24 protein-coding genes and 1 pseudogene are annotated in these 26,003 nt (G+C 73.3%); 12 read left to right on the top strand and 13 right to left on the bottom strand.

Going from position 1 to position 26,003, the window contains the following annotated elements; translation table 11 throughout:
* The 5 genes from M2266_RS02055 (at nt 1) to M2266_RS02035 (ending at nt 3,645) form a co-directional block, all read left to right on the top strand.
* A complete protein-coding gene (locus M2266_RS02055; RefSeq protein ID WP_277436520.1) occupies nt 1–1,242 on the top strand; it encodes a cytochrome P450 in 1,242 nt (413 codons plus the stop codon).
* A 52-nt stretch (nt 1,243–1,294) separates the two neighbouring features.
* Nucleotides 1,295–1,489, top strand: a complete 195-nt coding sequence (locus M2266_RS02050; protein WP_277436519.1) for a ferredoxin — start codon at nt 1,295–1,297, stop codon at nt 1,487–1,489.
* A 295-nt stretch (nt 1,490–1,784) separates the two neighbouring features.
* Nucleotides 1,785–2,726 carry a sigma-70 family RNA polymerase sigma factor gene (locus tag M2266_RS02045; RefSeq protein ID WP_277436518.1) on the top strand — a complete coding sequence of 314 codons (942 nt, stop codon included), beginning with the start codon at nt 1,785–1,787 and terminating at the stop codon, nt 2,724–2,726.
* A gap of 135 nt (nt 2,727–2,861) precedes the next feature.
* On the top strand, nt 2,862–3,083 hold the full coding sequence (locus tag M2266_RS02040; RefSeq protein ID WP_277436517.1) for a hypothetical protein: 222 nt from the start codon (nt 2,862–2,864) through the stop codon (nt 3,081–3,083).
* A 202-nt stretch (nt 3,084–3,285) separates the two neighbouring features.
* A complete protein-coding gene (locus M2266_RS02035; RefSeq protein WP_277436516.1) occupies nt 3,286–3,645 on the top strand; it encodes an STAS domain-containing protein in 360 nt (119 codons plus the stop codon).
* Nucleotides 3,646–3,715: 70 nt separating this feature from the next.
* On the opposite strand, the gene M2266_RS02030 is transcribed toward M2266_RS02035, so the two are convergent.
* The 6 genes from M2266_RS02030 to M2266_RS02005 all read right to left on the bottom strand — a co-directional run bounded on the left by M2266_RS02030 (nt 3,716) and on the right by M2266_RS02005 (nt 9,942).
* On the bottom strand, nt 3,716–4,741 hold the full coding sequence (locus M2266_RS02030) for an LLM class F420-dependent oxidoreductase (protein WP_277436515.1): 1,026 nt from the start codon (nt 4,739–4,741) through the stop codon (nt 3,716–3,718).
* A gap of 60 nt (nt 4,742–4,801) precedes the next feature.
* Complete coding sequence (locus M2266_RS02025; RefSeq protein ID WP_277436514.1) at nt 4,802–6,436, bottom strand: ABC transporter substrate-binding protein; 1,635 nt, start codon at nt 6,434–6,436, stop codon at nt 4,802–4,804.
* 62 nt (nt 6,437–6,498) lie between these two features.
* Nucleotides 6,499–7,281, bottom strand: coding sequence for an ABC transporter ATP-binding protein (locus tag M2266_RS02020; RefSeq protein WP_277436513.1), 783 nt, complete (start codon nt 7,279–7,281; stop codon nt 6,499–6,501).
* Nucleotides 7,278–8,096, bottom strand: a complete 819-nt coding sequence (locus M2266_RS02015; protein WP_277436512.1) for an ABC transporter ATP-binding protein — start codon at nt 8,094–8,096, stop codon at nt 7,278–7,280. Before M2266_RS02015 ends, M2266_RS02020 begins: the two co-directional genes overlap by 4 nt.
* A complete protein-coding gene (locus tag M2266_RS02010; RefSeq protein ID WP_277436511.1) occupies nt 8,093–8,995 on the bottom strand; it encodes an ABC transporter permease in 903 nt (300 codons plus the stop codon). Before M2266_RS02010 ends, M2266_RS02015 begins: the two co-directional genes overlap by 4 nt.
* Entirely contained in the window at nt 8,992–9,942 is a 951-nt protein-coding gene (locus M2266_RS02005) for an ABC transporter permease (RefSeq protein ID WP_277436510.1), read from the bottom strand. Before M2266_RS02005 ends, M2266_RS02010 begins: the two co-directional genes overlap by 4 nt.
* 642 nt (nt 9,943–10,584) lie before the next feature.
* Between M2266_RS02005 and M2266_RS02000 the strand changes: the two genes are divergently transcribed.
* The 7 genes from M2266_RS02000 to M2266_RS01970 all read left to right on the top strand — a co-directional run bounded on the left by M2266_RS02000 (nt 10,585) and on the right by M2266_RS01970 (nt 18,567).
* Nucleotides 10,585–11,511, top strand: coding sequence for a response regulator transcription factor (locus tag M2266_RS02000; protein ID WP_277436509.1), 927 nt, complete (start codon nt 10,585–10,587; stop codon nt 11,509–11,511).
* A gap of 309 nt (nt 11,512–11,820) precedes the next feature.
* Complete coding sequence (locus M2266_RS01995; protein WP_277436508.1) at nt 11,821–12,672, top strand: hypothetical protein; 852 nt, start codon at nt 11,821–11,823, stop codon at nt 12,670–12,672.
* Nucleotides 12,672–14,501, top strand: a complete 1,830-nt coding sequence (asnB, locus tag M2266_RS01990) for an asparagine synthase (glutamine-hydrolyzing) (RefSeq protein ID WP_277436507.1) — start codon at nt 12,672–12,674, stop codon at nt 14,499–14,501. Before M2266_RS01995 ends, asnB begins: the two co-directional genes overlap by 1 nt.
* Nucleotides 14,498–15,079: a flavin reductase family protein gene (locus M2266_RS01985; protein WP_277436506.1), complete on the top strand. Its 582-nt coding sequence runs from the start codon at nt 14,498–14,500 to the stop codon at nt 15,077–15,079. The genes asnB and M2266_RS01985 overlap by 4 nt, the downstream gene beginning before the upstream one ends.
* Nucleotides 15,076–16,617 (top strand): 4-hydroxyphenylacetate 3-hydroxylase N-terminal domain-containing protein, encoded by a 1,542-nt coding sequence (locus tag M2266_RS01980; protein WP_277436505.1) that lies wholly within the window; start codon nt 15,076–15,078, stop codon nt 16,615–16,617. Before M2266_RS01985 ends, M2266_RS01980 begins: the two co-directional genes overlap by 4 nt.
* Nucleotides 16,614–17,477 carry a class I SAM-dependent methyltransferase gene (locus tag M2266_RS01975; RefSeq protein ID WP_277436504.1) on the top strand — a complete coding sequence of 288 codons (864 nt, stop codon included), beginning with the start codon at nt 16,614–16,616 and terminating at the stop codon, nt 17,475–17,477. Before M2266_RS01980 ends, M2266_RS01975 begins: the two co-directional genes overlap by 4 nt.
* Before the next feature lie 217 nt (nt 17,478–17,694).
* Nucleotides 17,695–18,567, top strand: coding sequence for a helix-turn-helix transcriptional regulator (locus tag M2266_RS01970; RefSeq protein WP_277436503.1), 873 nt, complete (start codon nt 17,695–17,697; stop codon nt 18,565–18,567).
* Between the two features lie 63 nt (nt 18,568–18,630).
* Here the strand turns inward: M2266_RS01970 and M2266_RS01965 are convergent, their stop codons facing one another.
* From M2266_RS01965 to M2266_RS01935, 7 genes and pseudogenes are all read right to left on the bottom strand, one after another.
* A complete protein-coding gene (locus M2266_RS01965; RefSeq protein ID WP_277436502.1) occupies nt 18,631–19,872 on the bottom strand; it encodes an MFS transporter in 1,242 nt (413 codons plus the stop codon).
* A 204-nt stretch (nt 19,873–20,076) separates the two neighbouring features.
* Entirely contained in the window at nt 20,077–21,285 is a 1,209-nt protein-coding gene (locus M2266_RS01960) for an LLM class flavin-dependent oxidoreductase (protein ID WP_277436501.1), read from the bottom strand.
* Nucleotides 21,282–22,676: an NtaA/DmoA family FMN-dependent monooxygenase gene (locus M2266_RS01955; RefSeq protein ID WP_277436500.1), complete on the bottom strand. Its 1,395-nt coding sequence runs from the start codon at nt 22,674–22,676 to the stop codon at nt 21,282–21,284. Before M2266_RS01955 ends, M2266_RS01960 begins: the two co-directional genes overlap by 4 nt.
* 21 nt (nt 22,677–22,697) lie before the next feature.
* Nucleotides 22,698–23,937 (bottom strand): annotated as a pseudogene (locus tag M2266_RS01950) (LLM class flavin-dependent oxidoreductase).
* Between the two features lie 76 nt (nt 23,938–24,013).
* Nucleotides 24,014–24,136, bottom strand: coding sequence for a putative leader peptide (locus M2266_RS01945; RefSeq protein ID WP_277436499.1), 123 nt, complete (start codon nt 24,134–24,136; stop codon nt 24,014–24,016).
* A gap of 124 nt (nt 24,137–24,260) precedes the next feature.
* The gene (locus M2266_RS01940) at nt 24,261–25,181 is read right to left on the bottom strand and encodes an NADP-dependent oxidoreductase (RefSeq protein ID WP_277436498.1); all 921 of its coding nucleotides are present in this window, start codon (nt 25,179–25,181) and stop codon (nt 24,261–24,263) included.
* Nucleotides 25,182–25,281: 100 nt separating this feature from the next.
* Nucleotides 25,282–25,980 (bottom strand): TetR/AcrR family transcriptional regulator, encoded by a 699-nt coding sequence (locus M2266_RS01935; RefSeq protein WP_277436497.1) that lies wholly within the window; start codon nt 25,978–25,980, stop codon nt 25,282–25,284.
* Nucleotides 25,981–26,003: the final 23 nt, after the last annotated feature.

Genomic DNA, 26,003 nt, shown 5'->3' with positions numbered 1-26,003 from the left:
ATGACCCACACCGATGCCACCCCGTCCCCCGGCGGCCCGTCCGCCGGCCGTGCCGTGGACCCCGCCTTCCCGGCGCGGCGCGGCTGCCCGATGGATCCGCCGGCCCTTCTCGGTGAACTGCGCGAGCAGGCTCCCGCGTCCCGTGTCACGCTCTGGGACGGCAGCAGGCCCTGGCTCGTCACCCGGCACGCCGAGGCTCGCCAAGTGCTGCGGGACGAGCGGTTCAGCGCCGATTCCAGCCGTGACGGCTTCCCGTTCGTCTCGCGGGCCGCGACCGCCCTGCGCGACTCGCCCCCCTCGTTCATCCGGATGGATCCGCCGGAGCACGACCGCCGGCGCCGCATGGTGACGCAGGAGTTCATGATCAAGCGCGTCGCGCGGCTCGGACCGCGCGTCGAACGCATGGTGGACGGCCTGCTCGACGACATGATCGCCGCCGGCCCGCCGGCGGATCTGGTCGACGCGTTCGCCCTGCCGCTGCCTTCGCTCGTGATCTGCGAACTGCTGGGTGTGCCCTACGCCGACCACGCCTTCTTCCAGGACCGCAGCCGGGTGCTGCTGAACCAGCACACCCCCGTCGAGCAGGTGCGGGCCGCGCGCGACGAGCTGAGCGGCTACCTGCGGGACCTGGTGGAGGAGAAGGCCGTCCATCCCCAGGACGACCTGCTCGGCCGGCTGCTCGCGGCCCATCCGGACCGCGATGAACTCACCCTGGACGACACCGTCCGGATGGCCCTGCTGCTGCTCATCGCGGGACACGAGACCACCGCCAACATGACGGCGCTGTCCGTCCTGGACCTGCTGCAACATCCGCGCCAGTGGGAGCTGTTGTGCGCCGATCCGGGCCGGGTGGCCGGAGCGGTGGAGGAACTGCTGCGCCATCAGACCATCGTGCACACCGGGCTGCCGCGGGTGGCGCTGGCCGACACGGAGATCGGCGGCGTCACCGTGCGGGCGGGCGACGGCGTGCTCGTCTCACTGGCCGCGGCCAACCGGGACGAACGGGCCTTCCCCGAGCCGGACCGGCTCGACGTGGGGCGTCCCGGCCGCCGCCATCTGGCCTTCGGCTTCGGCGTCCACCAGTGTCTGGGCCAGCCGCTGGCCCGCCTGGAACTCCAGATCGCCCTGACCGGCATCGTGCGGCGGCTGCCGGGGCTGCGCATCGCCGTCCCCACCGGGGAGCTGTCGTTCCGCGACACCATGGCGATCTTCGGACTCTTCCAGCTGCCCGTGGCCTGGTGAGCCGGGCCTGCGCCGGACACCGCCCGACCCCCCTGTTGTGAAGGAGTACCCCGTGCGCGTCACCGTCGACCGTTCCCTGTGCTGCAGCTCGGGCCTGTGTGTCCTGGCCGCCCCCGAGGTCTTCGACCAGGCGGACGACGACGGGCGGGTGGTCCTTCTGCCGGGCGCTCCGCCGGAAAGCGCGTGGTCCGCCGTGGAGGAGGCGGTCGCGTGCTGCCCGGCGGGCGCCATCGAGGTCGAGGACTGACACCGTGGGCGCCCCGCCGGGAGCGGGCCGGTCAGTACGCGCACTGCCCCCGCTTCGCGCAGATGCACCTGGCGCGGTAGCACCGCGGGCAGACGACGCGCACAACGGCGTTCAGCAGCAGGCGGGAAGAATCCACGGCACACCTCCGGGTCTCGCGGGCGACACTCGTCGCTCGTCGCGTACCCCCGCGTCGAGGGGTCACGCCCCCTTTGATACCGCCCGGTAGGCCGGTGCGGATGTCACACTCCGGCCGTCCGCACCGCTCTCGGGTGCTACCAGCGACAGGAGGCCCCCGATGTCCGACACCCCGCCCGCCGACCGTGCCCGCGCAACGACGGCGGACGACGCCACGGAGGTGTTCGTCGGCCACCGCGAGCTGCTGTTCTCCATCGTCTACGACATGCTCGGCAGCGTCGCCGACACCGAGGACGTGCTGCAGGAGACCTGGCTGGCCTGGACGTCCCGGGCGGGAGCGCCCGGTGCGGAGCCGATCGCGGCTCCACGCCCGTACCTGGTGCGGATCGCGGTGAACAAGGCGCTCGCCCGGCAGGCCGTGATCAGCCGGCGACGGGAGACGTACATCGGACCGTGGCTCCCCGAGCCGCTGATCACCCCGCTCGCCGATGTGCCCGCCCCCAGTGACGGCGCCGACGTGGCCGAGCGCACCGAGTCGGTGTCGATGGCGCTGCTGGTCGTCCTGGAGACCCTGACCCCGCTGGAACGCGCGGTGTTCGTCCTGCACGAGCTGTTCGGCTACGCCCACACCGAGACCGCGGACATCCTCGGCCGCACGCCCGCCGCGGTCCGCCAGCTCGCGCACCGCGCCCGGGAGCACGTGCACGCCCGGCGCCCCCGCTACCGGGCCGACCCGCGGCTGCGGCAGCAGGTGACCGAGCGGTTCGCCGCGGCGGTGTCCGGCGGCGACCTGCAAGCGCTGCTCGCACTGCTGGCGCCCGACGTGACGCTGTGGGCCGACGGCGGAGGCAAGGCCACGGCCGCCGGGCGGCGGCCGGTCCACGGTCGCGACAAGGTGGCCAGGGTCCTGCACGCCGGAGCCGGCCGCGCCGGCCGCGGACTGGACATCCGCTACGAGCGGATCAACGGGGACCCCTCGGCGGTGCTGTTCCGCGCCGGAACGCCCTTCGCGGTACTGGTCGTCGAACTGGTCCCGGGCAGCGCCCAGGTACAGGGCATCTACTTCGTGACCAACCCCGACAAGCTCTCCCGCATGGGCTGACGCGGGTCCCGGCCGGGGTGGGCGGGGTCGGCGGCGTGGGAGGGGTCGGCCGGGGAATCTCCGGGGCGCGCGGTTCGTTGGCGCGGTAGGAGCCATGCGGGCTCCCAGCTGTGCCGAGCCGAGTCCGAGGTCGCCATGAACACACGTCACGAACGAGCGGGTCATTCCAGCAGGCAGGGCCCAGACGGGCAGCGTCCCGTCGACGCCCCGGCCGGAGGGCGGGCCGCCCGCTTCGGGCGGCTTCCCGAGCGCGTCCTGCCGGAGCAGATGGTCGAGGAGAGCCCGTCGAACGCGCCGAGCGACCCGCGGTTCGGCCGTGACCCCGACAACGACTGGCTGATCCGCTACTGCGCCTGACCGTCCCGCGGGCCACGGGCCCGGAGGGGTGCTGTGGTGGGTCGGCGCGGCGTAGGAACTCGTTTCCTACCACACTGGTATTGCCCACGCATCGCTTTCGCGAACAAGGTCCGAATCGTGTCGAGCGCACGTACGGTAACTCGCGTCGACCCTGACCCTGTCGGTGCCCCTGCACGATCGTCCCGTATCCGAGGGAGCCGTCGTGGAAGAGTCCAGCACGCCCGTGTTCGCACCGGACCACACCCACACCCACGGTGACTGCACCGTGGTGCCGCTCCGCGGCGAGATCGATCTTCTGACCGCCCCCGACCTCACCCGTTTCCTGGACTCCCTGACCGCGGGCCGCCACCCGGACCTGCTCATCGATCTGCGGCAGGTCGAGTTCCTCGACGGCAGCGGCATCACCACCCTGGTGCGCGCCCGCAGCCGCGCGGTCGCCAGGGAGGGACGGGTGCGCCTGCTCTGCACCCACCCGCCGTTGCTACGGGTCCTCCGGCTCCCCGAACTCCGTCTGGACTTCGACGTGCTGGAACACATGCCGGCACCCGAACCGGCCACGTAGGCCCGAGGGGAGGGCCGGCCCCGCGGACTCCGTTCGGCGGAACCGGTGACCGCGGACCAGGACCGCCGGTTCAGCCGGCGGCGGGCCCCAGCCGGGCCAGCGTGTCGAGCAGTTTGGCACGGCTCACGAAGACCTCCGGCGGCAGCGAGACGTACAGCTGGATCGTGGTCACCCCCGGGATGTGGTAGCGCAGGATGCGCTCCCGGCACTCCTCGGGCGACCCACTGATGAACAGACCATCCACCACCTCGTCCGGCAGCGCCTTCTGGGCTCCCTCGGGGTCCCCGGCCTCCCAGCGCTCGTGCGACTCGCGCAGCAACTCGCCGTGCCCGAGCCACTCGTGGAACTTGCGGTACGGCTCGCGGTTGAGGATCCACGCGAGGAAGGGACGCGTGGCGCGATGGGCGTAGTCGGTGTCCTCGGTGGGACACACGAACACCTTGACCACCAGCTCCTTGCCGGCAGGCTGCGGCCCGACCGCGTTCAGCACGGTGGGCACGTCCTCGGGGAAGAGCAGGTTGGTGATCGCCCCGTCCCCTTCGGTGAAGCCCAGCCGCAGCATGCCGGGACGCAGCGCGCCGAGAATGACCTTGACCGGTGCGGCGGGCGGATGCGGCAGCTGGAAGCCGGTGATCGAGAAGGTGTCGAAGTCCCCGGAGACGTGCTCGCCGCGCAACGCCCGGGTGGTGAACCGCAGGACGTCCCGGGTGCGTTTGAACGGCTCGTCGAACGGGATGCCGTTGATGTCGGTCACATGGGCGGGCACCGAGGCGCCGATTCCCAGCAGCACCCGCCCGGGGGCGAGTTGCGCGAGGGTCGCGGCGGTCTGGGCGAGCACCGCCGGACCACGGGTGTGCACCGGGACGATGCCGGTGCCGATGCGCAGCGACGAGGACCAGGCGGCCGCGGCCGCCAGCGGGGTGAAGGCGTCGGTGCCGCCGCCCTCGGCGCTCCAGATATCGGTGTACCCGAGGTCGGGGAGCCGTTCGACGATGAAACGGTGCCGGTCGATGGTGAGCCCCGGCAGCGGCAGGGTGATACCCCACCGCGGTGGGGCCGCCGCGGTTCGTGCGGGCGGTTCGTGCGGGGCGGTCATGGGACGACGGGTCCTCTCGTGGCGGGTGAGCGGTGGGAAGGCGCAGCCTGACGCCGGGACCTACGAGCGGACCCAGACCGTCGTCAGGTCCAGGAACCAGGACTGCGGCTGCACCAGGCCGCGCACCTTGGGCGACAGCGCCCGCGGATTGCGGTCGTTGACCACGAAGAGCCACGGCGCGTCCTTGCTCACCAGATCCAGCGCCTGCCGGTAGTCGGCCCGCCGCTTGGTCTGGTCCGTCGAGGCCGACGCGGAAGCGAGCAGGGAGTCCACCCGCGGGTTGGTGTAGTGGCCGGTCCAGAAGGGGCTCTTGCTGCCGATGAAGAGCGGCAGCAGCGCCTCGGACTGGAACAGGGTGGTGGACTGCGCGATAGCGTCGGAACCGAGGGCGACCTGGCCCTTGGCCTCCGCGCTGATCAGCGTCGACCAGTCGGTGGTGCGGAGCTGCACCTTGATGCCGACGGCGGCGAGGTCGCGCTGGATCGCCTCGCTGATCGGGACCGGGAGCAGGTTCCCCGAGCCGCCGGTCGGCACGGTGACCGTGGTGCTGAAACCGCCCGTCTTCCCCGCCTCGGCCAGCAGTCGCTTCGCCTTGGCCGGGTCGTAGGAGTAGGCGTCGCCCGCCGGGTCGAACGCGAAGGTGGCGCGGGGCGCGGCCTGGTAGGCCGGGTCGGCGGTGCCGTGCAGCAGCTTCTCGGCGATCGCCTTGCGGTCGATGGCGAAGTTGGCCGCCTGCCGGACCCGCGGGTCGTTCCACGGCGCCTTGGACGTGTCCAGGATCCAGTACCACAGGTGGTCATAGCTGTTGGTGACGAGCTGCACCCCGTCGGCCTTGAGGCTGTCGATGTCGTCGGGGTTCGGATACTCGATCCAGTTGACGCCGCCGGAGCGCAGCGCGGCGGTGCGGGCGGCGACGTCCGGCAGCGACTTGACCACCAGCTTGTCGAGCTTGGGCACGCCCCGCCAGTACCCCTTGTTGGCGACCAGGGTGATCTCCTGCCCGGCGGTCTGGGAGCTGAAGGCGAAGGGCCCGGTGCCGACCGGGTGCTGCCCGAAGTCGGCCGCCCCGTACTTGCGGACGGCGGTGGGGCTCGCGATCAGGACATGGGCGAGGTCTTCGGCGAAGTGCCCGTTCGGCGCGGTGGTGACCAGTTCGACGTGCTCGGCGTCGACCTTGCGGTAGGTGGCGATGTCCCCGGCGTACTCCTGCGCCGCCGCACCGAGTGCGTCGGTGTACTGCGCGCTGTGCTTGTCCAGGTAGCGGTCGAGGTTGAAGACGACCGCGTCGGCGTCGAAGGGGGTGCCGTCCTGGAACTTCACGTTCCTGCGCAGGGTGAACGTCCAGGTCTTGGCGTCGGCCGCGACCTTCCAGGACTCCGCGAGCGCGCCGGTGATCTCCGGGGGCGCGTCGGTCCTGGACAGGTCGTAGCGGGTGAGCCCCTCGTACAGCTGGAAGCTGACCAGGCGCTTGCCCTCGAATCCGGCGCCGCCGATGACGGTGTCGGGGTTGGGCAGCTTGCCGGTCGCGCCGATCACCAGGGTGCCGCCCCGGCCGGTGGCGTCGGAGGCGCCCGTGCCGTCGGCGCCCGTCGTGGAGGCCGCCGATCCGCAGCCGGCCGCCGCGAGCAGCACTCCCGCGGTCAACAGGGCCCCGGTTCTGCGCCGGAGGCGGGGGGTGGCGTGGTGGTGCGTCATCGTGAGTCCTCGGGTTGGCTGGGAGATGGGTGCGGCGGACGGGCACAGGGCGGCCCGAACGGTCAGACGAGGTCGGCCGGTTCATCGCCGGCCGCGGCGAGCAGGGCGCGGGTGTACGGGTGACGAGGTGCCCGCCACACGTCGGCGGTCGGTCCTTCCTCCACCACGAGTCCGTGCCGCAGGACCAGCACCCGGTCGGCGAGATGCCGGACGACCGCGAGGTCGTGGGAGATGAACAGACACCCGACGCCGGTGCGGTCCTGGAGCTCCACGAGCAGGTCCAGCACCTGCGCCTGGACGGTGCGGTCCAGTGCGGAGGTGGGTTCGTCGCAGACCAGCAGCTCGGGGCCGGGGGCCAGGGCGCGCGCGATGGCCACGCGCTGCAACTGTCCGCCGGACAGCTCGCGCGGGTACCGCCGGGCCAGCGCAGGGTCGAGCCCGACCTGCTGGAAGAGCGCGGCCACCGCCTGCGGCCGATCCCGCCGGGCGGTGCCGTGCAGGCGCAGCGCGAACGCCACCGCGTCCCCGACCCGCAGGGCGGGGTTGAGCGAGCCGCCGGGGTTCTGCGGGACGAACTGCAGCCGTCCGCGTACCGCCCGCGCTCCGCGGCCGCGGAGCCGGTGGGGGTCGTGGCCGGCGAAGCGGACCGAACCGGTGTCGGGCGCGAGCAGTCCCAGCGCCAGCCGGGCGAGGGTGGACTTGCCGGAGCCGGACTCGCCGACCAGGCCGACCGTCTCACCGCGGCCGAGGCCCAGGCTGACCCCGTCCAGGGCGAGCCGGCCGCCGGGGTAGCGCTTGGTGACCCGGTCGAGGTGGAGCAGGGGGGTGCCCGCCGGCCCGATCATCGGCGTACCGCCGTCCGGGCCGCCACGAGTTCGGCGGTGAAGGAGTGGGCCGGCCGGGAGAGCACCTGATCGGTGGAACCGGACTCGACGATGCGCCCGGCGCGCATCACCGCCACCTGTCCGCCGACCCTGCGGGCCACCGTGAGGTCATGGGTGACGAGCAGCACCGCGAGGCCGAGTCGGGTGCGCAGACTGCCGAACAGGTCCAGGATCTCAGCTCTGACCAGGGCGTCGAGCGCCGTGGTGGGTTCGTCGGCGATCAGCAGTTCGGGCTCGCAGGCGACCGCGAGGGCGATCGCCGCACGCTGGCGCAGCCCGCCGGAGAGTTCGTGCGGAAAGCTGCGCGCGATGCGCTCCGGCTCCGGGATCCCGGCCGCGGTCAGCAGTCCGGGCACGGCGTCGCGGGCCGCGCGGCGGGTGGTGGCCACACGGTGGCGGCGTAGGACTTCAGTGATCTGCGGGCCGATGCGGCGCAGCGGGTCGAGCGACCCGGTGGGGTCCTGCGGCACGTAGCCGATCCGGCTGCCCCGCACCCGGGAGAACTCCCGTTCCGGCAGCGCGCGCAGGTCGGTCGGGCCCAGGTGAACTCGGCCGGTGACCCGGGCGTTGCGGCCGGGCAGCCCGAGCACGGTCCTGGCGAGTGTGGTCTTGCCGCTGCCCGACTCGCCGAGCAGCACCAGGGCGCCGCCGGGCTCGACGGAGAGCGACACGGTGTCCACGGCGTGCACGGCGGATTCCCGGCCCGGGTACCGGACGGACAACTCCTCCACGTACAGCGCCGGCCGACCGGTCGGCGGCCGTTCGCGCGGGGTCATCGGACAGCCTCCGGTGCGAGGTCGCGCGAGTCGCCGATGCGGCGACGCAGGGCCTCGCCGAGGGTGTTGAAGACCACCGAGACGAGGAGGATGGTGACAGCGGGAAGGACGGCGGTGCCGGGGTGGGTGAGCAGGCTGGGGCGTAGCTCGTCGAGCATCGCCCCCCATTCGGCGGTGGGCGGTGGCACCCCGAGCCCGAGGAAGGAGAGCCCCGCCGCGTACACCACGGACAGCCCGATCAGGGACGAGGCGTAGGCCAGGATCACGGGAGCGATGACCGGCACGACCTGGCGCACGGCGACCGTCGTCCGCCCGGCGCCGCTGACCCTGGCGGCCTCGAGGTATTCGGCGGTGCGGATCCGCGCGACCTCGGTGTGGGCGACCCTCGCCACCGCCGGGGTGAGGACGACCGACAGCGAGAACACGGTCGCGCCGAGCCCCGCCGGCAGCACGGTGGCGATGGTCATCGCCAGCAGGATGCCGGGGAAGGCGTACAGCACGTCGAGGGAGCGCAGCAGCGCCTGTTCGGTGACCCGGCTGCCGAGCCCGGCGGCGATGCCCAGCGCGGTCCCGGCCGTCGCGGCGATCGCCACCGGGACGAATCCGCCGATCAGGGAGGGCCGGGCGCCCCAGATGAGCCGGCTGAGCACGTCGCGGCCCTGCCCGTCGGTACCCAGGACGTGCCCGGGGCTGCCGACGTCGAGCAGGCGCGCCTGCAGGGATCCGGCCACCGGGTCGTACGGGGCGAGCAGGGGCGCCGCGACGGCCAGCAGGAGCAGCAGCCCGGCGAGCGCGGCGGGTAGCAGCAGCCCCACGTCGCGGCGCAGCGCGGCTCCGGCCCGCAGGGCCCGGAGCGAGAGCCGCCCGCGCGCGGGGGCTTCGGTACGCAGCACGGTCATCGCGGGCTCCGGACCCGCGGGTCGATCCAGGCGTGCGCGGTGTCGACCAGGATGTTGACGCCGACGAAGGCCACCGCGACCACCAGGACGCCGCCCTGGATGAGGGGCAGGTCGCGGGCGCTGAGCGCGTCGTAGAGCAGATGTCCGAGGCCGGGCCAGGCGAAGAGCGTCTCCACGAAGACCACCCCCTCCAGCAGGTAGGCCAGTTGGAGCCCGCCGATCGTGAGCAGTGCGGGGGAGGCGTTGTGCACGCAGTGCCGCAGCACCGCCGCCCGGCTCAGGCCCCGCGCCCGCAGGCTGTCGGCGAGATCGCCCGCGAGCACCGATCCGAGGGCGGCCCGGAACACCTTGGCGGTGAGCCCGAGCGGGACCAGGGCCGCCGCGACGGCGGGCAGGACCAGGTGGCGCAGCAGGTCCTGGAAGCCGCCGTCGCCGAAGACGTCATGCGTACCGCCGGCCGGCAGCCAGCGCAGCCGCACCGCGAAGACGGCGATCAGCAGCAGCGCCACCGAGTACTGCGGGGCGGAGACCGACACCGTGCTCAGCGCGCCGGACAGTCTGCCGAGCGGCCCGCGGGGCCGCAGGGCGCCGACGGCGCCGAGGACGATCCCGCCGACGAGGACCAGCGTGAACGCAGCGGCCGACAGGAGCAGCGTCTGGCCGAGCGCCGGCAGCAGCAGCTGGTCGACGGGGCGCTGGCCGGCGATCGAGGTTCCGAGGTCGCCGTGCAGGGCGTGCGTCAGCCAGTCGGTGTACCGCACGGGCAGCGACCGGTCGAGACCGAGGCGCTCCGTCAGCGCCCGGCGCGCCTCGGGCGGTGCCCCGGGGCCCAGGAACGCGCTGACGGGGTCACCGGGCACCAGGGCCACGGTGGCGAAGACCACGAGCGTCACCCCGACGAGGGTCGGCACTGCGAGCAGCAGCCGGCGGATCAGGAACCGTCTCATGCGGGCACCGGCCGGACAGGGGCGCCCGGCGGACGGGCGGCGGAGAGGCGGGCAGCGGCAGGCATGAGCGTGGTCCTTCCAGGGCCGGTCACTCCGGCCGATGGGATTGAAGGTGGCTCAGCGGGCGGGGCGACAGCCAGTCAGGCGTTCATGCTGTTACCTGAGGTCATAGGATCGGCGGTGCGGATCAGCGCGCTGCCCCGCAACGGCGGTCGTGGACCGACCTTGACCCGTACTCGAGTACGGAATTACCCTGCGCGCATGGCTATCCGGCGCACCGACTTCACCTTGGTCGGCATCTGCGGCTCGTGGCACCGCAGGTGCTTCGACGAAACCTGTCGCCCCGGCGCCCCGCGCTGACCGCCCAGCCCCTGGCTGCCCGGCAGCGCCCCTCCTCCAGTAGCGGCCGGCCGCCCTCCTGATGATCCGTCAGTGACGTTCCCCGACCACGGAACCGTCGGGGACGTGGGTGGCGTCCGCGCCGCATCGCCGCCCCCGTCCCGCCAGGGACCGGCTCCGTCACCTCCGAGGGGACCGCACCGCCATGCCGCACGACATCCGCGACCTGACCCGTCGACCAGCCGGCCGGGCCGGACAGCCCGCCCGCACCGTCAACCCGCCCTTCCGGTCCGGGGGTTCCCGATGGGAACGCTGACCGAACTGGCCGACCCGTGCTCCGGACGCAACCGGCGTCAGTCCGGGCGGCGGGGAGCGTCCGCCCCGCCCCGGCCGGACACGGCGAACGCGCTGCACATCGAGATCGACAACCCGCTGGACCTCATCGCGGGGCACCAACTGCTGGTCGAGCCGGACGCGTTCTCCGCCGGAAGCGGCCCCGCACGCCGCCCCGCCGCCGAACCGGCCTGCTCCTGTGGGCACCCGCTGTGCACCGTGGCCGCCGACCGGGCGACCGATACCACCCGGGTGTTCCTGGTGGAACGGCACCCGGTGGCCAGCGCCGGACTGCGCAGTGTGCTGGCCAGCGTGCCGGGGATGACCGTGGTGGGCAGCAGCACCGGTGACCCGCTGCGCGCCGTGGAGGGTGTGCGGCGGGTACAGCCCGACGTCATCCTGCTGGGTGGTGGCGCGACGCTCGCCGACGACCTCGCCGCCGTGGTCGAACTGCGCGGCCCCGACGGGGCGCCCGACGCGCGGGTGCTGCTGCTGCGCCGGGCGGAGAGTACGGCGGAGGCCAGCCGGATGCTGCTGACCGGGGCGAACGGGTGCTTCCCGCTGGACCTGCCGGAGGACCGCATCATCAGCGCGGTGGCGACCGCCGCCGCGGGCGGGGCCGTCTTCCTGCCGGCTCCGCCGTCGGCCCGGGTACACCTGGCGAGCCTGGCCGGGCACGCGGCGGAGTCACCGCCGCAGCACTGCGGACTGACGGACCGGGAGCGCGACGTGCTCTCCCAGCTCGCCCGGGGCCTGGGCAATGCGGAGATCGGGCGCGAACTCGCGCTGGCCGAGGCCACCGTCAAGAAACACCTGACCCAGGCGATGCGCAAGATCGGCCAGTCCGACCGGCTGCGTGCCGCGCTCTACGCCCACCGGCACGGTCTGGCGGGCTGAGAGCGGCCCCCCAGGGGACTTTTGGTCGGAGGCGGGCACCCGTAGGGGGTGCCCGCCTCCGGCGTGTCCGGGTTCGGCCGGACGGGGCCAAGGACGGGGCGACGTTAGGAGCAGCCGCGGGCTCCGTAGGTCGCCCGGGCCCGCTCCGTTCGGGGCTTCTGGCCACGGGGCGCCGCTCCGTAGCGTTGCCGACGACCGAGACCGCCGCGGCCGACACCCGGACCGGGGTCGCGCGGCGGCCGCACCGCCCGGGGCCCGCGGTCCCGCACGACCCGCCCCCCCGTTGCGAACCTGTAGAAGGAGACCCTGATGAGCGATGTGCCCGAGGCAGCCATCGCACGGACCGGACCCCAGGAACCCCCTCCACACGGCGCGGGCGCCGGGACCGTCCCAGGACCGCGCACCGCGGTGCTGGGGGAGCCGCGCTCCGGGGACGGCGCGGCGCTCCCGTCGTCCGGCGTCCCGTACGACCTGCCCTACCCGGCCCCGTACCGCCCCGCGTACCGGTCGATGCCCGACGACGAGCGCTCGGCCCTGTGGCGCCAACGGCTGCACGAGGCCGAGGCCGGGCTCACCTCGTTCCTGGTCGCGCGGGGCGACCACCTGCACCTGACCGACTGGTTCGCGCTGCAGGCCGAACTCTTCGCCGACCTGCCGGACGCGCGGGACGCCGACTCGGTCGCCTGGCAGCGGGTGTTCTTCCGCGGCCAGGCCCTGATGGAGCGCTTCCTCGTCTCCCGCTACGGCGAGGAGGCGCTCGCCGGGTGGGCCGGCGCCAACGCCGAGGTGTACCGCACGGTCGAGCCCGACCACGGGCGGGGCGCCGCCGACCCGATCCACCGGATCGCCCGGCAGGCCGAACTCTACGGCTCCGACTACGAGTTCGACTCCGACGAACCCGAAGGTCCCGACCACGCCGCGCTGACCATCACCCACTGCGCCATCTGGGACTACCGCGAGAAGGCCCGCCGCAGCGGAGTGGCCATCACGCTCGCCTCGCCGTGCACCTACTGCACGCAGGCGCTGTCCGCCAACATCCGAGCCAAGGGCTACCGCCCCGCGCACCGGCTGCGCAGCGGACCCACCGGGCACGGCTGCCGCTGGGAGGCCGACGCCCCGGCCGCCGGCGCCACCCTCCCCACCACCCCGCGGGAGGCGTGATGTGCGGCATCACCGGTTGGGTCGACTGGGACACCGACCTGCGCACCCGGGAACAGACCGTGCGGTCCATGACCGAGACCCTGGCGTGCCGGGGACCGGACGCCGACGGTGTCTGGCTCTCCAAGTACGCCGCACTCGGACACCGCAGGCTCTCGGTGATCGACCTCGACGGCGGTGTGCAGCCGCTGCGCGACCTCCCCCTTCCGCGCGCCGTGCTCAGCTACAACGGCGAGCTCTACAACTACCGCGAGCTGCGCACCGAGTTGCGGGCACTGGGACACGAGTTCCGCACCGCTTCGGACACCGAGGTCGTGCTGCGGGCTCACGTGCAGTGGGGCGACCGGGCACCCCGCAGGTTCAACGGCATCTTCGCGTACGCGCTGTGGGACACCCGCCGCGAGGAACTGTTGCTGGTCCGCGACCACCTGGGGATCAAGCCGCTGTACTGGCACGCCCACTCCACCGGGGTGCTGTTCGGCTCCGAACCCAAGGCCGTCCTGGCCAACCCGCTCTTCCGGCCCGAACTGGACGCCGAGGGCATCGCCGAACTTTTCGCCCTGCCGGCCGCGCCGACAGCGGGCCACGGGCTCTTCCGCGGTCTGCACGAAGTGCGCCCCGGCACCGTGGTGACGGTCGCCAGGTCTGCGACCCGGCAGTCGACGTACTGGGCGCTGGAGTCCCGGCCGCACACCGACGACGCGGTGACCACCCGCGAGACGGTCCGCGCGCTCCTTGCCGACAGCGTCGAGCGCCAACTGCTCAGCGACGTGCCGCTGTGCACCCTGCTGTCGGGCGGAGTGGACTCCAGCGCCATCACCGCGCTGGCCGCGGCCGCCCGCGAACGGGCCGGCCACGGCAAGGTGACCAGTTTCTCGGTGGACTTCCCCGGCAGCGCGGAACGCACCCCGGACGCCTGGCGCACCACCCTGGACGCCCCGTACGTCCAGGCCGCCGCCGAGCACATCGGCACCCGGCACACCTCCGTGCTGGTCCCCGACGACGACCTGCTCGACGCCCGCGACGCGGTCCTGCGCGCCCGCGACCGCCCCGGCTGGGGCGAGATGGACGCCTCACTGCACCTGCTCTTCCGTGAGGTGCGGCGGCACTCGACGGTGGCGCTCTCCGGCGAGGCCGCCGACGAGATCTTCGGCGGTTACCCCTACTTCCACGACCGGCAGGCTCTCGCCGCCGACACCTTCCCGTGGCTGCACGGCCGCACCACCCCGGCCGCCCTGCTGCGCCCCGAGGTCCGCGCCGAGGTGCGCCCCGACGAGTACACCGCCGAGGCGTACCGGCGGTCGCTGGCCGCGGTGCCGCGGCTGGACGGCGAGACCGGAGCGGACCGGCGGCTGCGGGAGGTGTTCCATCTGGCGCTGACCCGCTGGCTCCCGCCGCTGCTGGACCGGGTGGACCGGGTGAGCATGTCGGTGGGTCTGGAGGTGCGGGTGCCGTTCTGCGACCACCGGCTGGTGGAGTACCTGTGGAACGTGCCGTGGGACCTCAAGTCCCCCGGCGGTCGCTCCAAGGGCCTGCTCCGTGACGCCGTCCGCGACCTGTTGCCACCGCAGGTGACGGACCGGCCGAAGAGCGGGTACCCGTCGACGCCCGCGGTCCGCTACACCGAGGTGCTCACCGCCCGCGCGCACGAACTGCTGGCCGACCCGCGGGCGCCGGTCTTCGACCTGGTGGACCGGGACGTGGTGCGGCGGGCGTTCACCGAGGGACGTCCGCTGCCCAGTCCGCGAACGGCTCCCAACCCCGTCGGCGGCCTCGACCACCTGGTGCAGGTCGACGAGTGGTTGCGCGCCTACCGGGTGGGGCTGCGATGACGCCCGGCGCGCGGTCCGCCGCCCGTACGCAGACCGCGTCGTCCGGCCGCCCGCGGGCCGATCCGGCCCTGGGAGCGGACGCCTTCCGCGCCGCGGCCCGGCACTGGACCACCGGGGTCGCCGTCCTGACCACCCGGCACGGCGAGGAGGTGTTCGCCAAGACCGTCTCCTCGCTGAGCCCGCTGTCCCTGGACCCGCTGCTGGTCAGCGTCGCGGTGGACCGGCGCAGCCCGCTGGTGGACGCGGTCCGCGGCAGCGGCCGCTTCGCCGTGAGCGCGCTGAGCCGCGAACAGGAGTCCATCGCCCGGCGGTTCGCCGCTCCGGGCGCCGGCCGCGCCCTGGGCTTCTTCACCACCGCGCCGATGCGCGCGGAGACCACCGGCGCACCCGTCCTGGAGCACTGCCTGGCCTGGTTCGACTGCCGGCTGCACAGCGTCCTGCCCGGCGGCGACCACGCGATCCTCGTCGGGCAGGCCGTCGCCGCGAGCACCGGCGACGGCGAACCGCTGCTCTACCACGACGGACGGTACCGCTCCCTCGACCGCCAACCGACCACCCCGACTGGAGTGCACGCATGACCCTGCTGGACACCACCGACACCGGACGGGGGCTGCTCACCGCCGACCGGTACCGGGCCGAACTCGACGACGGCCGCGAGCTGTACCTCGACGGGAAGCGCGTCACCGACCCGGCCGGCCATCCGGCGTTCAAGCCCGCCGCCGACGAGATAGGCCGGCTCCTCGACCTCCAGCACCACCCCGACCACCGGTCCCTGCTCACCTGGGAGGACCCGGCCACCGGTCAGCGGCTGGCCCGCGCCTACCAGCCGCCGCGCACGGTGGAGGAGCTGCGCGTGCAGCGGCGCAGCGCCGAGTTCTGGCACGCCGAATCCCTCGGCCAGCACGGGCGCTCACCCGCCTTCATGGCCTCCATCGCGGTCGGCCTCTACGACTTCCGCCACCAGCTGGAACGGGCCCGCACCGGCTTCGGCACCAACGCCGAGGCCTGGTACCACCACACCTCCCGCAACGACCTGGTGCTCTCGCACGCGCTGGGTGACCCGCAGATCGACCGCTCCACCGACCCGGTGGACGACCCCGATCTCGCGCTGCGCGTGCTGTCGGAGAACGAGCGCGGCATCGTCGTGCGCGGTGCCAAGCAGCTGACCACCCTGGCGCCGCTGGCGCACGAGGTGCTGGTCTACCTGTCGGCGTCGTTCGCCCAGCGCCGCGGTGAGCAGTTCGTCGTCTGGTTCGCCCTGCCGCTGAACACGCCGGGCCTGGTGACGTTGTGCCGCGAACCGCTCGGCAGCAGTCCGTGGGGGCACGCCCATCCGCTCGGCGCCCGGTTCGACGAGCAGGACGCCATGCTCTTCTTCGACGACGTCCTGGTGCCCTGGGACCGCGTCTTCCTGCTGCGCGAGAGCGAACTGGCCAGGACCGGGCTGGGCCGGATCAACGCCTGGAGCGCCTACATCGGCCACGTCCGCTACCGCGAACGGCTGCGGACCCTGCTGGCCACCGCGACCCTCGTGGCCGAGAGCATCGGGGTGGACGGCTTCCGCAACATCCAGGAGGACCTGGGAACGCTCGCCGGATACGCCGAACTCACCGAGTACTTCCTGGACGCCGCCGAGGCCCGTGCCACCGTCACCGACAGCGGTCTGCTGGCGCCGGGCGACACCGCGGCCAGCCGGGTGTGGTCCGCGGAGGTGGCGGGCAAGGCGGTCGAGATCGTCCGCGGCATCGGTGCCTCCGGGCTGTTGATGCAGCCGACGGCGAACGACCTGGCCAACCCGCGGTTGCGGCCGCACCTGGACCGCTACATGCGCGGGCGCGGCATCGACGCCGAACACAAGTCCCGGCTGTTCCGGCTCGCCTGGGAACTGACCGGTGACGGCTTCGGGCAGCGTCAGGACCTCTACGAGTTCGTGCACCGAGGCGACCTGGCCCGCAACCGCATCAACCTGTACCGGCGCTACGACCAGAGCAGCGTGCGTGAGCGGTTGCAGCGTCTGATCGCCGACCCCGCCGACCCCGCCGACCCCGCTGAAACCGCAGCTCCGGAAGCCCCGGAAGCTGTCCAGCACCCCACATCCCCGGAGGTCCAGCCGTGACCGCGTCAGCCGTCGAGATCCAGGCCCGGACCCTGTCCGGGTACGCGGACGCCAGCAGGCTCCGGCAGGTTCACGACCGTGACTGGGTGCTCGACCAGGTGCCGGGCGAACCCGAGGTGCTGCTCGACCTCGGCAGCGGCATCGGCCAGTTGCTGCGCTCCGCCCTCGACCGCCACCCGTCGCTGCGGCTGGCGGTCGGCCTGGAACGCTCGGAACACCGCATCGCCGAGGCGGCGCAGCGGCTGCGACCGTACGGCGACCGGGTCGCGCTGCACCAGGCCGATCTGACGGTGCCGGCGCCGCTGGAGTACCGGCCGGACGTGGTCACCATGACGTCGGTGCTGCACTGGCTGTACCCCGACGAGGACCGGATCCTGGCCTGGGTCGCCGACCACCTCGCACCCGGCGGACGCTTCCTGCTGACCACCTACCACCCGGCGCGCGACGCGCACGGCCTCGGCGGTGAGGACGACCTCGTCCGCGACGCCCTGGTGGCGCTGGGCGCCGAACGGGACTCGGTGCCCGGCGTGTTCGCGGCGGGGGAGGGGGATGCGGACGGCGTGGTGCTTCCCATCGCCACCCGTACCCGGACCGTCGAGGACCTGGCCGGGCTCCTGGAGGAGTACTTCCAGGTCGAGTCGGTCCTCGACCGCGACGCGGTGGTGCACGTCGAGGACGCGGCCCAGTACAGCCACTTCCACGCCGCCACCTTCGGCGACTACTACAGCCGCCTCGTCCCGCCCGAACGGCGCGAGGAGTTCTTCCGCGCGGTCGGAGACGCCGCCTGGCGGCGGCAGGGTGAACGCGGCTGGGTCAGCAACATGCCCGTACGACTGTGGAAACTCCGGCAACGTGATTGACCCCTCAGGGCTGTCCCGTAATCCCTGGCGGGCGCCCGACGACAGCTACGGGCACCTCGCCGCGTTGTCGGAACGCCCGAATACATCCAGTATGCGGGTGCCCCTCCGCCGTGCGGTGCACCGCATCTGACGCCGCGCGCTGCTCCACCAGGGATTGCGGGACAGCCCTTAGTCTGGAAGTCCCGTACCGACCCCGCCGGCCGAGGAGTCACCTCCGATGTCCACCCCCCTCCCCAGCCAGGAACTCGGCGCCTTCCTGCGAGCCCACCGCGAACTGCTCCAACCGGCGGACGTGGGGCTGCCCGCCAACTCCCGCCGCCGCACGCCCGGTTTGCGGCGCGAGGAGGTCGCGTCGCTGTCCGGAGTCGGACTGGCCTGGTACACCTGGCTGGAACAGGGCCGCGTGACCGCTTCCCGGCAGGTGCTGGAGGCGGTCGCGCGGGCCCTGCGGCTGGATCCGGCGGGGCTGCGGCACGCCATGCGGCTGGCGGGGCACCACGAGCCGACCGGTCCGCTGGACACCGACCGGTCCGGGGCCCTCGCGTCGACCGTGCAGCCGGTGCTGGACTCCTGGCCCACCAGCCCGGCCGTCCTGTTGGACCGGCACTTCGACCTGCTCGGGTGGAACACGGCGTGGAGTGCGCTGTGGGGAGCGCCCGAGGCGGTGCCGGCGGACCGCCGCAACCTGATGTGGCTGATGGTGGCGGGCCGACAGCTGCGCGCGGTGCTGCACGACTGGGAGCCGCTGGCGATGAACGTCTTCCAGCACTTCCGCGCCCAGGCCGGTACCTCCCTGTCCGACCCCAGGACCGGTGAGGTCTACCGCCGTCTGGACGAGGACGCCCCGCAACTGCGCCACTGGTGGGGCTGCCACTCGGTGGCGGAACTGACCGCGCGCGCCGTGGTCGTCGAACCCCCGGGCATCGGCCGGATCGAACTGGCGCTGTCCTCGTTCCACCCGGTGGACGACCCCTCGGCGCTCGTCCTGCTGTTCACCCCGCGCACCGCCGAGGACCACTCCCGCATGTCGGCGCTGACCGAACATCCGCTGCGCGCGGTCACCGGACTGCCCGAACGCCACGTCGGCTGAGCGGCCACGGATCGTACGGGTGAGGGCCGCGGCATATGCCGCGGCCCTCACCCGTGTTCGCGGTCAGACGCTTTCGGCGGCCTCGACGGGAGCCGCCGGCGTGCGCAGCCCGCGGCTGACCGCCAGGCCTCCCAGGGCGCCGAGCAGCGCGAGGCTCACCCCGATGACCAGCGTGCCCGTCGAGACGTTCCCGAAGGCCCCGACGGCCCAGGCTCCCACGCCCGTTCCGGCGTACATCGTCGAGGTCAGCCAGGCGCTGGAGGTGGCACGCAACTCCGGTGCGACCGTGCCCGCCAGAGTCTGCTGATCGGTCACGAAGCCGCCGCTGGCCACGAACCACACCGTCACCCCGACGAGCGCCACGATCAGGCCGGGACCGCCGGCGGTGAGGGCGACGCCCGTGGCGAGCAGCACGCCCCACACTCCGAGCAGCGGCAGATGGGAGCGGCCGACCGCACGGGCCCGGTCGCCGAGGCGGCCGGCGACGAGCGAGCCGGTCACGCTGCCCGCGCCGACCAGGACGCCGACCAGTCCGAGTTGGGCCACCGAGAGGGCGAAGCGGTGGACCAGCAGGGCGCCGAGGAAGGTGTACGCCCCGAGGTTGGCCGCGTGGAAGACCGTGTTGACGACCAGCGCCCGGCGCAGCGCCGGGTCGGTCCAGCCGGCCAGGATGGCCTTGGCGGCGCCGATCGGGGCCGCGGTGTGCGGGGTCGCCGCGACCTGCCGCAGGAGCAGCGGCAGCGCGGCGGCGGTGCCGACGGCCAGCGCCACGAAGGCCGAGCGCCATCCGGCGATCCCGGCCAGCGCGCTGCCCAGCGGCACGCCGACGACCTGCCCGCAGGAGAACAGCGCCATGCCGAGCCCGAGCGCCCGGCCGCGGAAGCGGTCGGGGGCCGTCTCGGCGATGTGCGCCCAGATCGCGGGCCCGGCCGCCGCCGCGGCCAGCCCGGCGACCGCCCGGGAGAGCACGAGCGGCGCCAGTCCGGTCGAGAGCGCGGCTGCCGCGTTGGACGCGATGAACAGCGCGGTGCCGGCGAGCAGCGTCTGCCGGCGGCCGATCCGGTCGCTGAGCAGGCCGAGGAACGGCGCGCAGACGGCGTAGACCAGTACGTAGGCCGTGACGCTGGAAGCGGCGGCCGTCTCGCTGACGCCGATGTCCCCCGCGATGGTCGGAAGCAGGGGGGAGACCAGGAACGTCTCGGTCCCGAACAGGAACAGCAGGGCGAACACGCCGGCATAGCGCAGCCAGTCGTAGGTCTCGGGCGCGGCGGCCGGCTCAGCGGGTGCGCCGGGAGTGCGGCTCAAGGGGATCACAGCCTTTGCGAGCGTGGGTCCGGAGCCGGGGGAACCCGAGCCCGCTCCCGCCGCGCTCTGCGGCGGGGCGGGGACGGGGCGGGACGGCGGGGTTCGGCTCCGGTGGGGACGGGGCCGTCCGGCCCCACCATCGTGTGCCACCGCGCGACGCCCAGCCAGACAGGCGAACATCCTGTGACCGCAGCTCATAGGCTCTCAGGCCGCGGAGGAGTCACGACCCGTCTGCTGGGGACGGGTTGCCTGCGCGGCGTGCCAGGCGGGTGCCAGCAGGTCGAAGGAGCGGACGCGGTCCTGGTGGTCATGGGTGATGGTGGTGACCAGCAACTCGTCCGCACCGGTGGCCCGTTGCAGGATGCGCAGTTTCTCGACGACAGTCCCCGGCGAGCCGGTGAACTGCGTGCGCACCCGGTCGTCGATCAGGGCCCGCTCCTCCTCGGTCCACACGTGCGCGGCAGCCTCTTCCGGGCTGGGGAACGGGATCGCGCCCCGGCCCGAGCGGATGCTGTGCACCCACAGGGCGTACGGGCTCGCGAGACGGCGCGCGGTGTCGTCGTCCTCGGCCACCACCACATCGGCGGAGACCAGTACGTGCGGCCGGTCCAGCACCGTCGAGGGCGTGAACGCCTCCCGATAGGCGTTCACGGCCTCCAGCACCGCGGCCGGGCTGACGTGGTAGTTCGCCGCGAAGGGCAGCCCCAGCGCAGCGGCGGCGCGGGCGCTGGCCCCGGCGCTGCTGCCGAGGATCCACACCTGCAGGTCGGCTCCCTCCCCGGGAACGGCGTGGGCCTCGAGACCGCCTTCGGTGCGGTGATCGCCGCGTATCAGGGCCAGGATCTGCTCCACCTGGTCCCGGTAGTCGGGGAGTTCGGCGCCGGGGAACTGCACGAGCTCGGTGTAGCGGGCGAGCAGCGGGGAGCCGATGAGCCGGCTGATGTCGTAGGGCGCGGGGATCAGCAGCCCCTCGGGGGTGGAGCGGGGCCCGGCGGACGGCGGCGTGACGGCCGGTCGCGGCGCGGCTGCCGCGGTGCCGCCCGGCTTGCGGAACCCCGAGCGGCCCAGGCCGAGGTCGATCCGGCCCGGGTGCAGCGCGTCGAGCAGTCCGAACTCCTCCACCACCGACAGCGGGGTGCGGTGGCCCAGTTGCACCGCGCCGGCGCCGACCCGGATCCGCTCGGTCGCGGCCGCCACGAGCTGGATCAGCAGCGCCGGGGACACCCCGGCGACGCCGGTGGTGAGGTGGTGTTCGGCCAGCCAGTACCGGTGGTATCCGGCGGCCTCGGCGCGCTGCGCCAGGTCGACGGTGTTGCGCAGTGCCTGGGCCGCGGTGGAGCCGGAGCTGATGGGGGCCAGGTCCAGGACGGACAGCGGTACGGGCCGACCGTGGTCCGAGTGGGGTTCCGTCACGACGCCGCCTTCTTCGTGCTGTCGTTGCTTCGTGTGCTGTTCCCGGCCGCCGGCCGGTCCAGGCCGAGGTGGTCGCGCAGTGTGCTGCCCTCGTACTCGTGCCGGAAGACGCCCCGTTCCTGGAGCAGCGGGACGACCGTGTCGGCGAACGCGTCCAGGCCGCCGGGGGTGACGTGCGGGACGAGGATGAAGCCGTCGCTCGCGTCGGTCTGGACGAACTCGTCGATGGTGGTGGCGATGGTGGAGGGGGAACCGACGAAGGTTTGGCGGCCGGTGGTCTCGATCACGAGTTCGCGGATCGACAACCCGCCGGCCTCGGCCTTCTGCCGCCACTCCTTCGCGGTGGCCAACGGGTCCCGGAACATCCGCACGCTGGCCCGGCCCCGTGCGACCGTGTGTTCGCCCGGGTCGGGGTCGATGTCAGGCAGCGGACCGTCCGGGTCGTAACCCGACAGGTCGCGGTTCCACAGCTGTTCCAGGTACTTGATCGCGGTCTGCCCGCTGACCTGCGCCCTGCGCACGTCGCGCGCGTGGTCGCGCGCCTCGGCGTCGGTGTCGCCGAGCACGAACGTCGCGGCGGGCAGGATCAGCAGCTCGTCGCGGTTGCGGTGATGGCGCGCGAGGCGGTCCTTGACGTCGGTGTAGAACGCCCGCCCGGCGTCCAGGGTGCTGTGCCGGCTGAAGATCGCGTCGGCGGTGGCCGCCGCGAACTCGCGTCCCTCCTCGGAGTCACCGGCCTGGAAGATGACGGGGCGGCCCTGCGGGCTGCGCGGGACGTTGAACCGACCGGAGATGTCGAAGTGCTGGTCGCGGTGGCGGAACGCCCCCGCTTCCGCGTCACGGAGGAAGCGGCCGGACTCCGCGTCGGCGATGATCTCATCGTCCTGCCAGGAGTCGAACAGCTCCCACGCGGTGCGCAGGAACTGCTCGGCGCGCGAGTAGCGGTCGTCCTGGGCGAGGAAGCCGCCGCGCCGGAAGTTCTCTCCGGTGAAGGCGTCCCAGGAGGTGACGACGTTCCAGGCGGCGCGTCCGTCGGAGAGGTGGTCGAGGCTGGCGAACTGGCGGGCGACCTCGTAGGGCTCGTTGAAGGTGGAGTTGATCGTGCCGGTCAGGCCGATGTGTTCGGTGACCGCTGCCAGCGCGGCGAGCACGGTGAACGTGTCGGGGCGGCCCACGACGTCGAGGTCGTAGATCTCGCCGCCCTGCTCGCGCAGTCGCAGGCCCTCGGCGAGGAACAGGAAGTCGAACTTGGCGCGCTCGGCGGTGCGGGCGAAGTGCGCGAACGAGCTGAACTCGATGTGGCTGCCCGCTTCCGGGTCGCTCCACACGGTGGTGTTGTTGACGCCGGGGAAGTGCGCCGCGAGATGGATCTGCTTGAGGGGCTTGCTCATGGTCGGTCGGATCCCTCCGGCTCAGGCACTGACGGTGTCGGCGGCGCCGCCGACACCGGCGGCGAAGCGGTTGGCGGGGCGCGGGAGGCCGAGCAGGCCGCGCAGCGTGCCGGCCTCGTAGGAACGGCGGAAGGCGCCGCGGGCCTGGAGTTCGGGTACCAGTGCGCGCGTGATCGCCGGCAGGTCCCGGCTGAGGGTGGCGGGGCGCAGCCGGAAGCCGGTGAGTCCGGACCGCCGCCGGTCCAGGAGCAGATCGGCCAGTTCCGACGGTGTTCCGGTGAACACCTCGGCGTCGCTCGTCCAGGCTTCGCCGGACAGGGCGTCGAGCCGGTCCCGGCGCGACCGCGCCACTCCCGGCCGCTCGTCGAGGAAGACCACCAGGTCGCCGAAGACGTGCAGGGTCTCGTCGCCCCGTCCCGCGGCCTGCTGTTCGGCGTGGACCGCGGCGACGATCGTGCGGGGCCTCGTCGGTGTCGTGCGGGGTGACGTAGCCGACGTCGGCCGCCCGGCCCACCAGTTGATACGGCCCCGCCGAGTGGGCGAGAGCGGTCACGACGGGCTGTCCCTGCGGCGGCCGCGGCGTGATCGAGGGCCCTTTCACGTCGAAGTGCCGGCCGCGGAAGTCGGCGTAGTGCAGCTTGCTCCGGTCGATGAACCGGCCGGAGGCCACGTCCCGGATCTCCGCGTCGTCCTCCCAGCTGTCCCACAGCCGACGCACCGCCTCGACGTACTCGGCCGCCTCGTCGAACAACTCGGTGACCACGTCCGGCGAGTGCGACCGGCCGGAGTCCGCGGTACCGAGCAGCGGCGGGAAGGTGCGGCGGCCGAAGTGCGCCGCCTCGTCAGGCCGTGCCGAGACCCGGACGCGTACTCCGGCGCGGCCGGAGCTGACGTAGTCGAGGGTGGCGATCGCCTTCGAGAGGTGGAACGGTTCGGTATGGGTGGCGACCGCCGTCGGTACCAGCCCGATGTGCGTGGTCAGCGGGGCGACCCGGGCGGCGACGAGCACCGCGTCCAGCCGGCCGCGTACCTGGTCGGTGCGCTCGTCGGGCCCGGTGCGGTCGGCGGACTGGAGGGTGAGGGAGTCCTCGAACGTGACGAAGTCCAGCAACCCGCGCTCGGCTTCGAGGACGGCGTCGGCCCAGTAGCCGGCGGTGAACAGCTCCCGGGGACGGGCCCCGGGCTCCCGCCAGGCGGCCGGATGCCAGCCGGCGTCGTCGAGTGCGACGGCGAGGTGCAACGGGTTCAGGGATGCGGACATGGCGCGGTTGCCTTCCTGATGTGACCGGATGAGGACGCACCGCCCCGGAGGCGTGGTGCGTCGGCAGGGAGTCAGATCAGTGACAACAGAGGGAGCCGGCGACCCGTTGCAGATCGATGTGCTGGCGGCCGTACAGGTGGACGACGGGTCCGCGGGGGACGAGAGTGCCGACGACGACACGATCCTGTGCTGTCCGCATCGTCATCACCTCTTCCGGTTCGAACGGCCGGTGGCCTCGGCACCTCGTATCGACGCTATCCCGCCGGGATCGTCCGGCGCAATGGCCGTCGGCCGCCCGTGCCGGACCACCGCGAGGCCTCGACCTACCGCGCGACCTCGATCACGACCTTGCCGCGGGTGTGGCCCTCCTCCACGGTACGCAGCGCCTGACCGGCCTGCTCGAAGGGGAAGGTCCGCGTCACGAACGGGTCGAGGACGCCCTCGGCGACCAACCGCGCGACGGCGTCGAGCACTTCGGTGTTCCGTTTCCGCGCCACCGTCGATCCGCCGAGCTTGACGACGTTGACCTTGTCGGGCCCGCTGATCAGTCCCGCCGGGTCCGCGAGCAGCGCGGCCACCTCCTCCAGGGAAGCGCCGCCGACCAGGTCGAAGACCGCGTCGACGCCTTCGGGCGCCGCCGCGCGGACCCGGTCCGCCACGCCGGGACCCGACTCAACGTGCACCACGCCCAAGGACTCGGCGAATCCCTTCTTCGCCGCGCTCGCGGTGCCGACGACCCGCAGACCGCGATGTGTCGCGATCTGTGCGGCGGCGCTGCCCACTCCGCCGCCGACACCGTTGACCAGGAGCGTCGCTCCGGCCGGCAGATCGAGCTGCTGGATGCCGTCGTAGGCGGTGGCCACGGCGACCGGCAGCGTCGCCGCGTCGGCCCAGGACACTCCGGCGGGCTTGTGCGCGGTGCTCGCCGCCGGCAGCAGGGTGTACTCGGCGTACCCGCCGGTGAGGGGGTTGCCGAACACGGCGTCCCCCACCGCGTACCCCTCGACGCCCTCGCCCACCTGCTCCACCACACCGGAGACCTCACCGCCCATCACCGCGGGCAGCTCCACCGCCGGCGCGTTGGCCTGGACGTATCCCGTCCGGCGCTTCCAGTCGACCGGATTGACCCCGGCCGCCCTGACCGCCACCAGGAGTTGGCCCGCGCCGGGCACCGGCCTCGGCACGTCGGCGAAGGCCTCGGTCTCGGGACCGCCGAACCGGGTGAACACATACGCCTTGGGCATCGGTGTCTCGCATCTCTGGTCGAGGTGTCGGAGGGGGCGCGGAGGCACCATGCTGCCGGAGCCCCGGCCCGGGTGTCATCCGGTGCGCGGTCCGCCGTCGTCACCGCGTGCCGCGCTCCGGCTCGAGCAGGGTGGCCAGCCCGTCGAGGATGCGTTCCAGTCCGAAGGCGAAACGGTCTTCCATGTTCGGCTCCGACAGCGGCACGGCGAGGGCCACCAGGTGCGGGAACCGGTCGGCGGGGAGCTGCTGGAGGTGGTCGCGGGCGGCGTTGACGACCTCGGTGCGGGTGGCGTGCCCCACGGCCTCGGCGGCCGAGAGGGGGGACTGCTCCTGGAGCACGAAGCCGGTCACATAGTTGCCGAGGAGGTAGCTGGTCAGGGCGGCTTCCGCGGCCGGGAACCCGGCTTCCTGGAGCCGGTCCAGCTGGTCCTCCAGGATGACGAGGAGACTGGGGCCGAGGTTGAAGCGCCCGGCGACGACCCGGGCGGCGTCGCGCTTGCCGTGCAGGTGCCGGCGGTGCAGATGGCAGTACGCGCGCAGCTGCTCGCGCCAGTCGCCCACCCGCGGCGGGGGCTCGGCGTCGGCGACCAGGGCGTCGGCCAGCAAGTCCAGCAGCTGCTCCTTGTTACGGACGTGCCAGTAGAGCGAGGGCGCCTGTACCCCCAGCTCGGCCGCCACCTTGCGCATGGACAGCGCGTCGAGGCCGTCCCGCTCCAGCACCAGCAGGGCCGCCGCCACCAGCGCTTCCTGCGTCAGCGGCGGCTGTTGGTTGGGCGCCTTCGCGCGGTCTGTCCTCATCGGTCGCCACCTCGTCCTCACTG

Source organism: Streptomyces sp. SPB162 (genome assembly GCF_029504575.1).
GTDB lineage: Bacteria > Actinomycetota > Actinomycetes > Streptomycetales > Streptomycetaceae > Actinacidiphila.
This window is presented reverse-complemented; position numbering and strand designations above follow the sequence as displayed.

Excerpts from the sequence above, each read along its gene's own strand:
- M2266_RS02055 (WP_277436520.1), top strand. The coding sequence starts at position 1 with ATGACCCACACCGATGCCACCCCGTCCCCCGGCGGCCCGTCCGCCGGC.
- M2266_RS02045 (WP_277436518.1), top strand. The coding sequence starts at position 1,785 with ATGTCCGACACCCCGCCCGCCGACCGTGCCCGCGCAACGACGGCGGAC.
- M2266_RS02040 (WP_277436517.1), top strand. The coding sequence starts at position 2,862 with ATGAACACACGTCACGAACGAGCGGGTCATTCCAGCAGGCAGGGCCCA.
- M2266_RS02030 (WP_277436515.1), bottom strand. The coding sequence starts at position 4,741 with ATGACCGCCCCGCACGAACCGCCCGCACGAACCGCGGCGGCCCCACCG.
- M2266_RS02025 (WP_277436514.1), bottom strand. The coding sequence starts at position 6,436 with ATGACGCACCACCACGCCACCCCCCGCCTCCGGCGCAGAACCGGGGCC.
- M2266_RS02020 (WP_277436513.1), bottom strand. The coding sequence starts at position 7,281 with ATGATCGGGCCGGCGGGCACCCCCCTGCTCCACCTCGACCGGGTCACC.
- M2266_RS02015 (WP_277436512.1), bottom strand. The coding sequence starts at position 8,096 with ATGACCCCGCGCGAACGGCCGCCGACCGGTCGGCCGGCGCTGTACGTG.
- M2266_RS02010 (WP_277436511.1), bottom strand. The coding sequence starts at position 8,995 with ATGACCGTGCTGCGTACCGAAGCCCCCGCGCGCGGGCGGCTCTCGCTC.
- M2266_RS02005 (WP_277436510.1), bottom strand. The coding sequence starts at position 9,942 with ATGAGACGGTTCCTGATCCGCCGGCTGCTGCTCGCAGTGCCGACCCTC.
- M2266_RS02000 (WP_277436509.1), top strand. The coding sequence starts at position 10,585 with ATGGGAACGCTGACCGAACTGGCCGACCCGTGCTCCGGACGCAACCGG.
- M2266_RS01995 (WP_277436508.1), top strand. The coding sequence starts at position 11,821 with ATGAGCGATGTGCCCGAGGCAGCCATCGCACGGACCGGACCCCAGGAA.
- asnB (WP_277436507.1), top strand. The coding sequence starts at position 12,672 with ATGTGCGGCATCACCGGTTGGGTCGACTGGGACACCGACCTGCGCACC.
- M2266_RS01985 (WP_277436506.1), top strand. The coding sequence starts at position 14,498 with ATGACGCCCGGCGCGCGGTCCGCCGCCCGTACGCAGACCGCGTCGTCC.
- M2266_RS01980 (WP_277436505.1), top strand. The coding sequence starts at position 15,076 with ATGACCCTGCTGGACACCACCGACACCGGACGGGGGCTGCTCACCGCC.
- M2266_RS01970 (WP_277436503.1), top strand. The coding sequence starts at position 17,695 with ATGTCCACCCCCCTCCCCAGCCAGGAACTCGGCGCCTTCCTGCGAGCC.
- M2266_RS01955 (WP_277436500.1), bottom strand. The coding sequence starts at position 22,676 with ATGAGCAAGCCCCTCAAGCAGATCCATCTCGCGGCGCACTTCCCCGGC.
- M2266_RS01945 (WP_277436499.1), bottom strand. The coding sequence starts at position 24,136 with ATGCGGACAGCACAGGATCGTGTCGTCGTCGGCACTCTCGTCCCCCGC.
- M2266_RS01940 (WP_277436498.1), bottom strand. The coding sequence starts at position 25,181 with ATGCCCAAGGCGTATGTGTTCACCCGGTTCGGCGGTCCCGAGACCGAG.
- M2266_RS01935 (WP_277436497.1), bottom strand. The coding sequence starts at position 25,980 with ATGAGGACAGACCGCGCGAAGGCGCCCAACCAACAGCCGCCGCTGACG.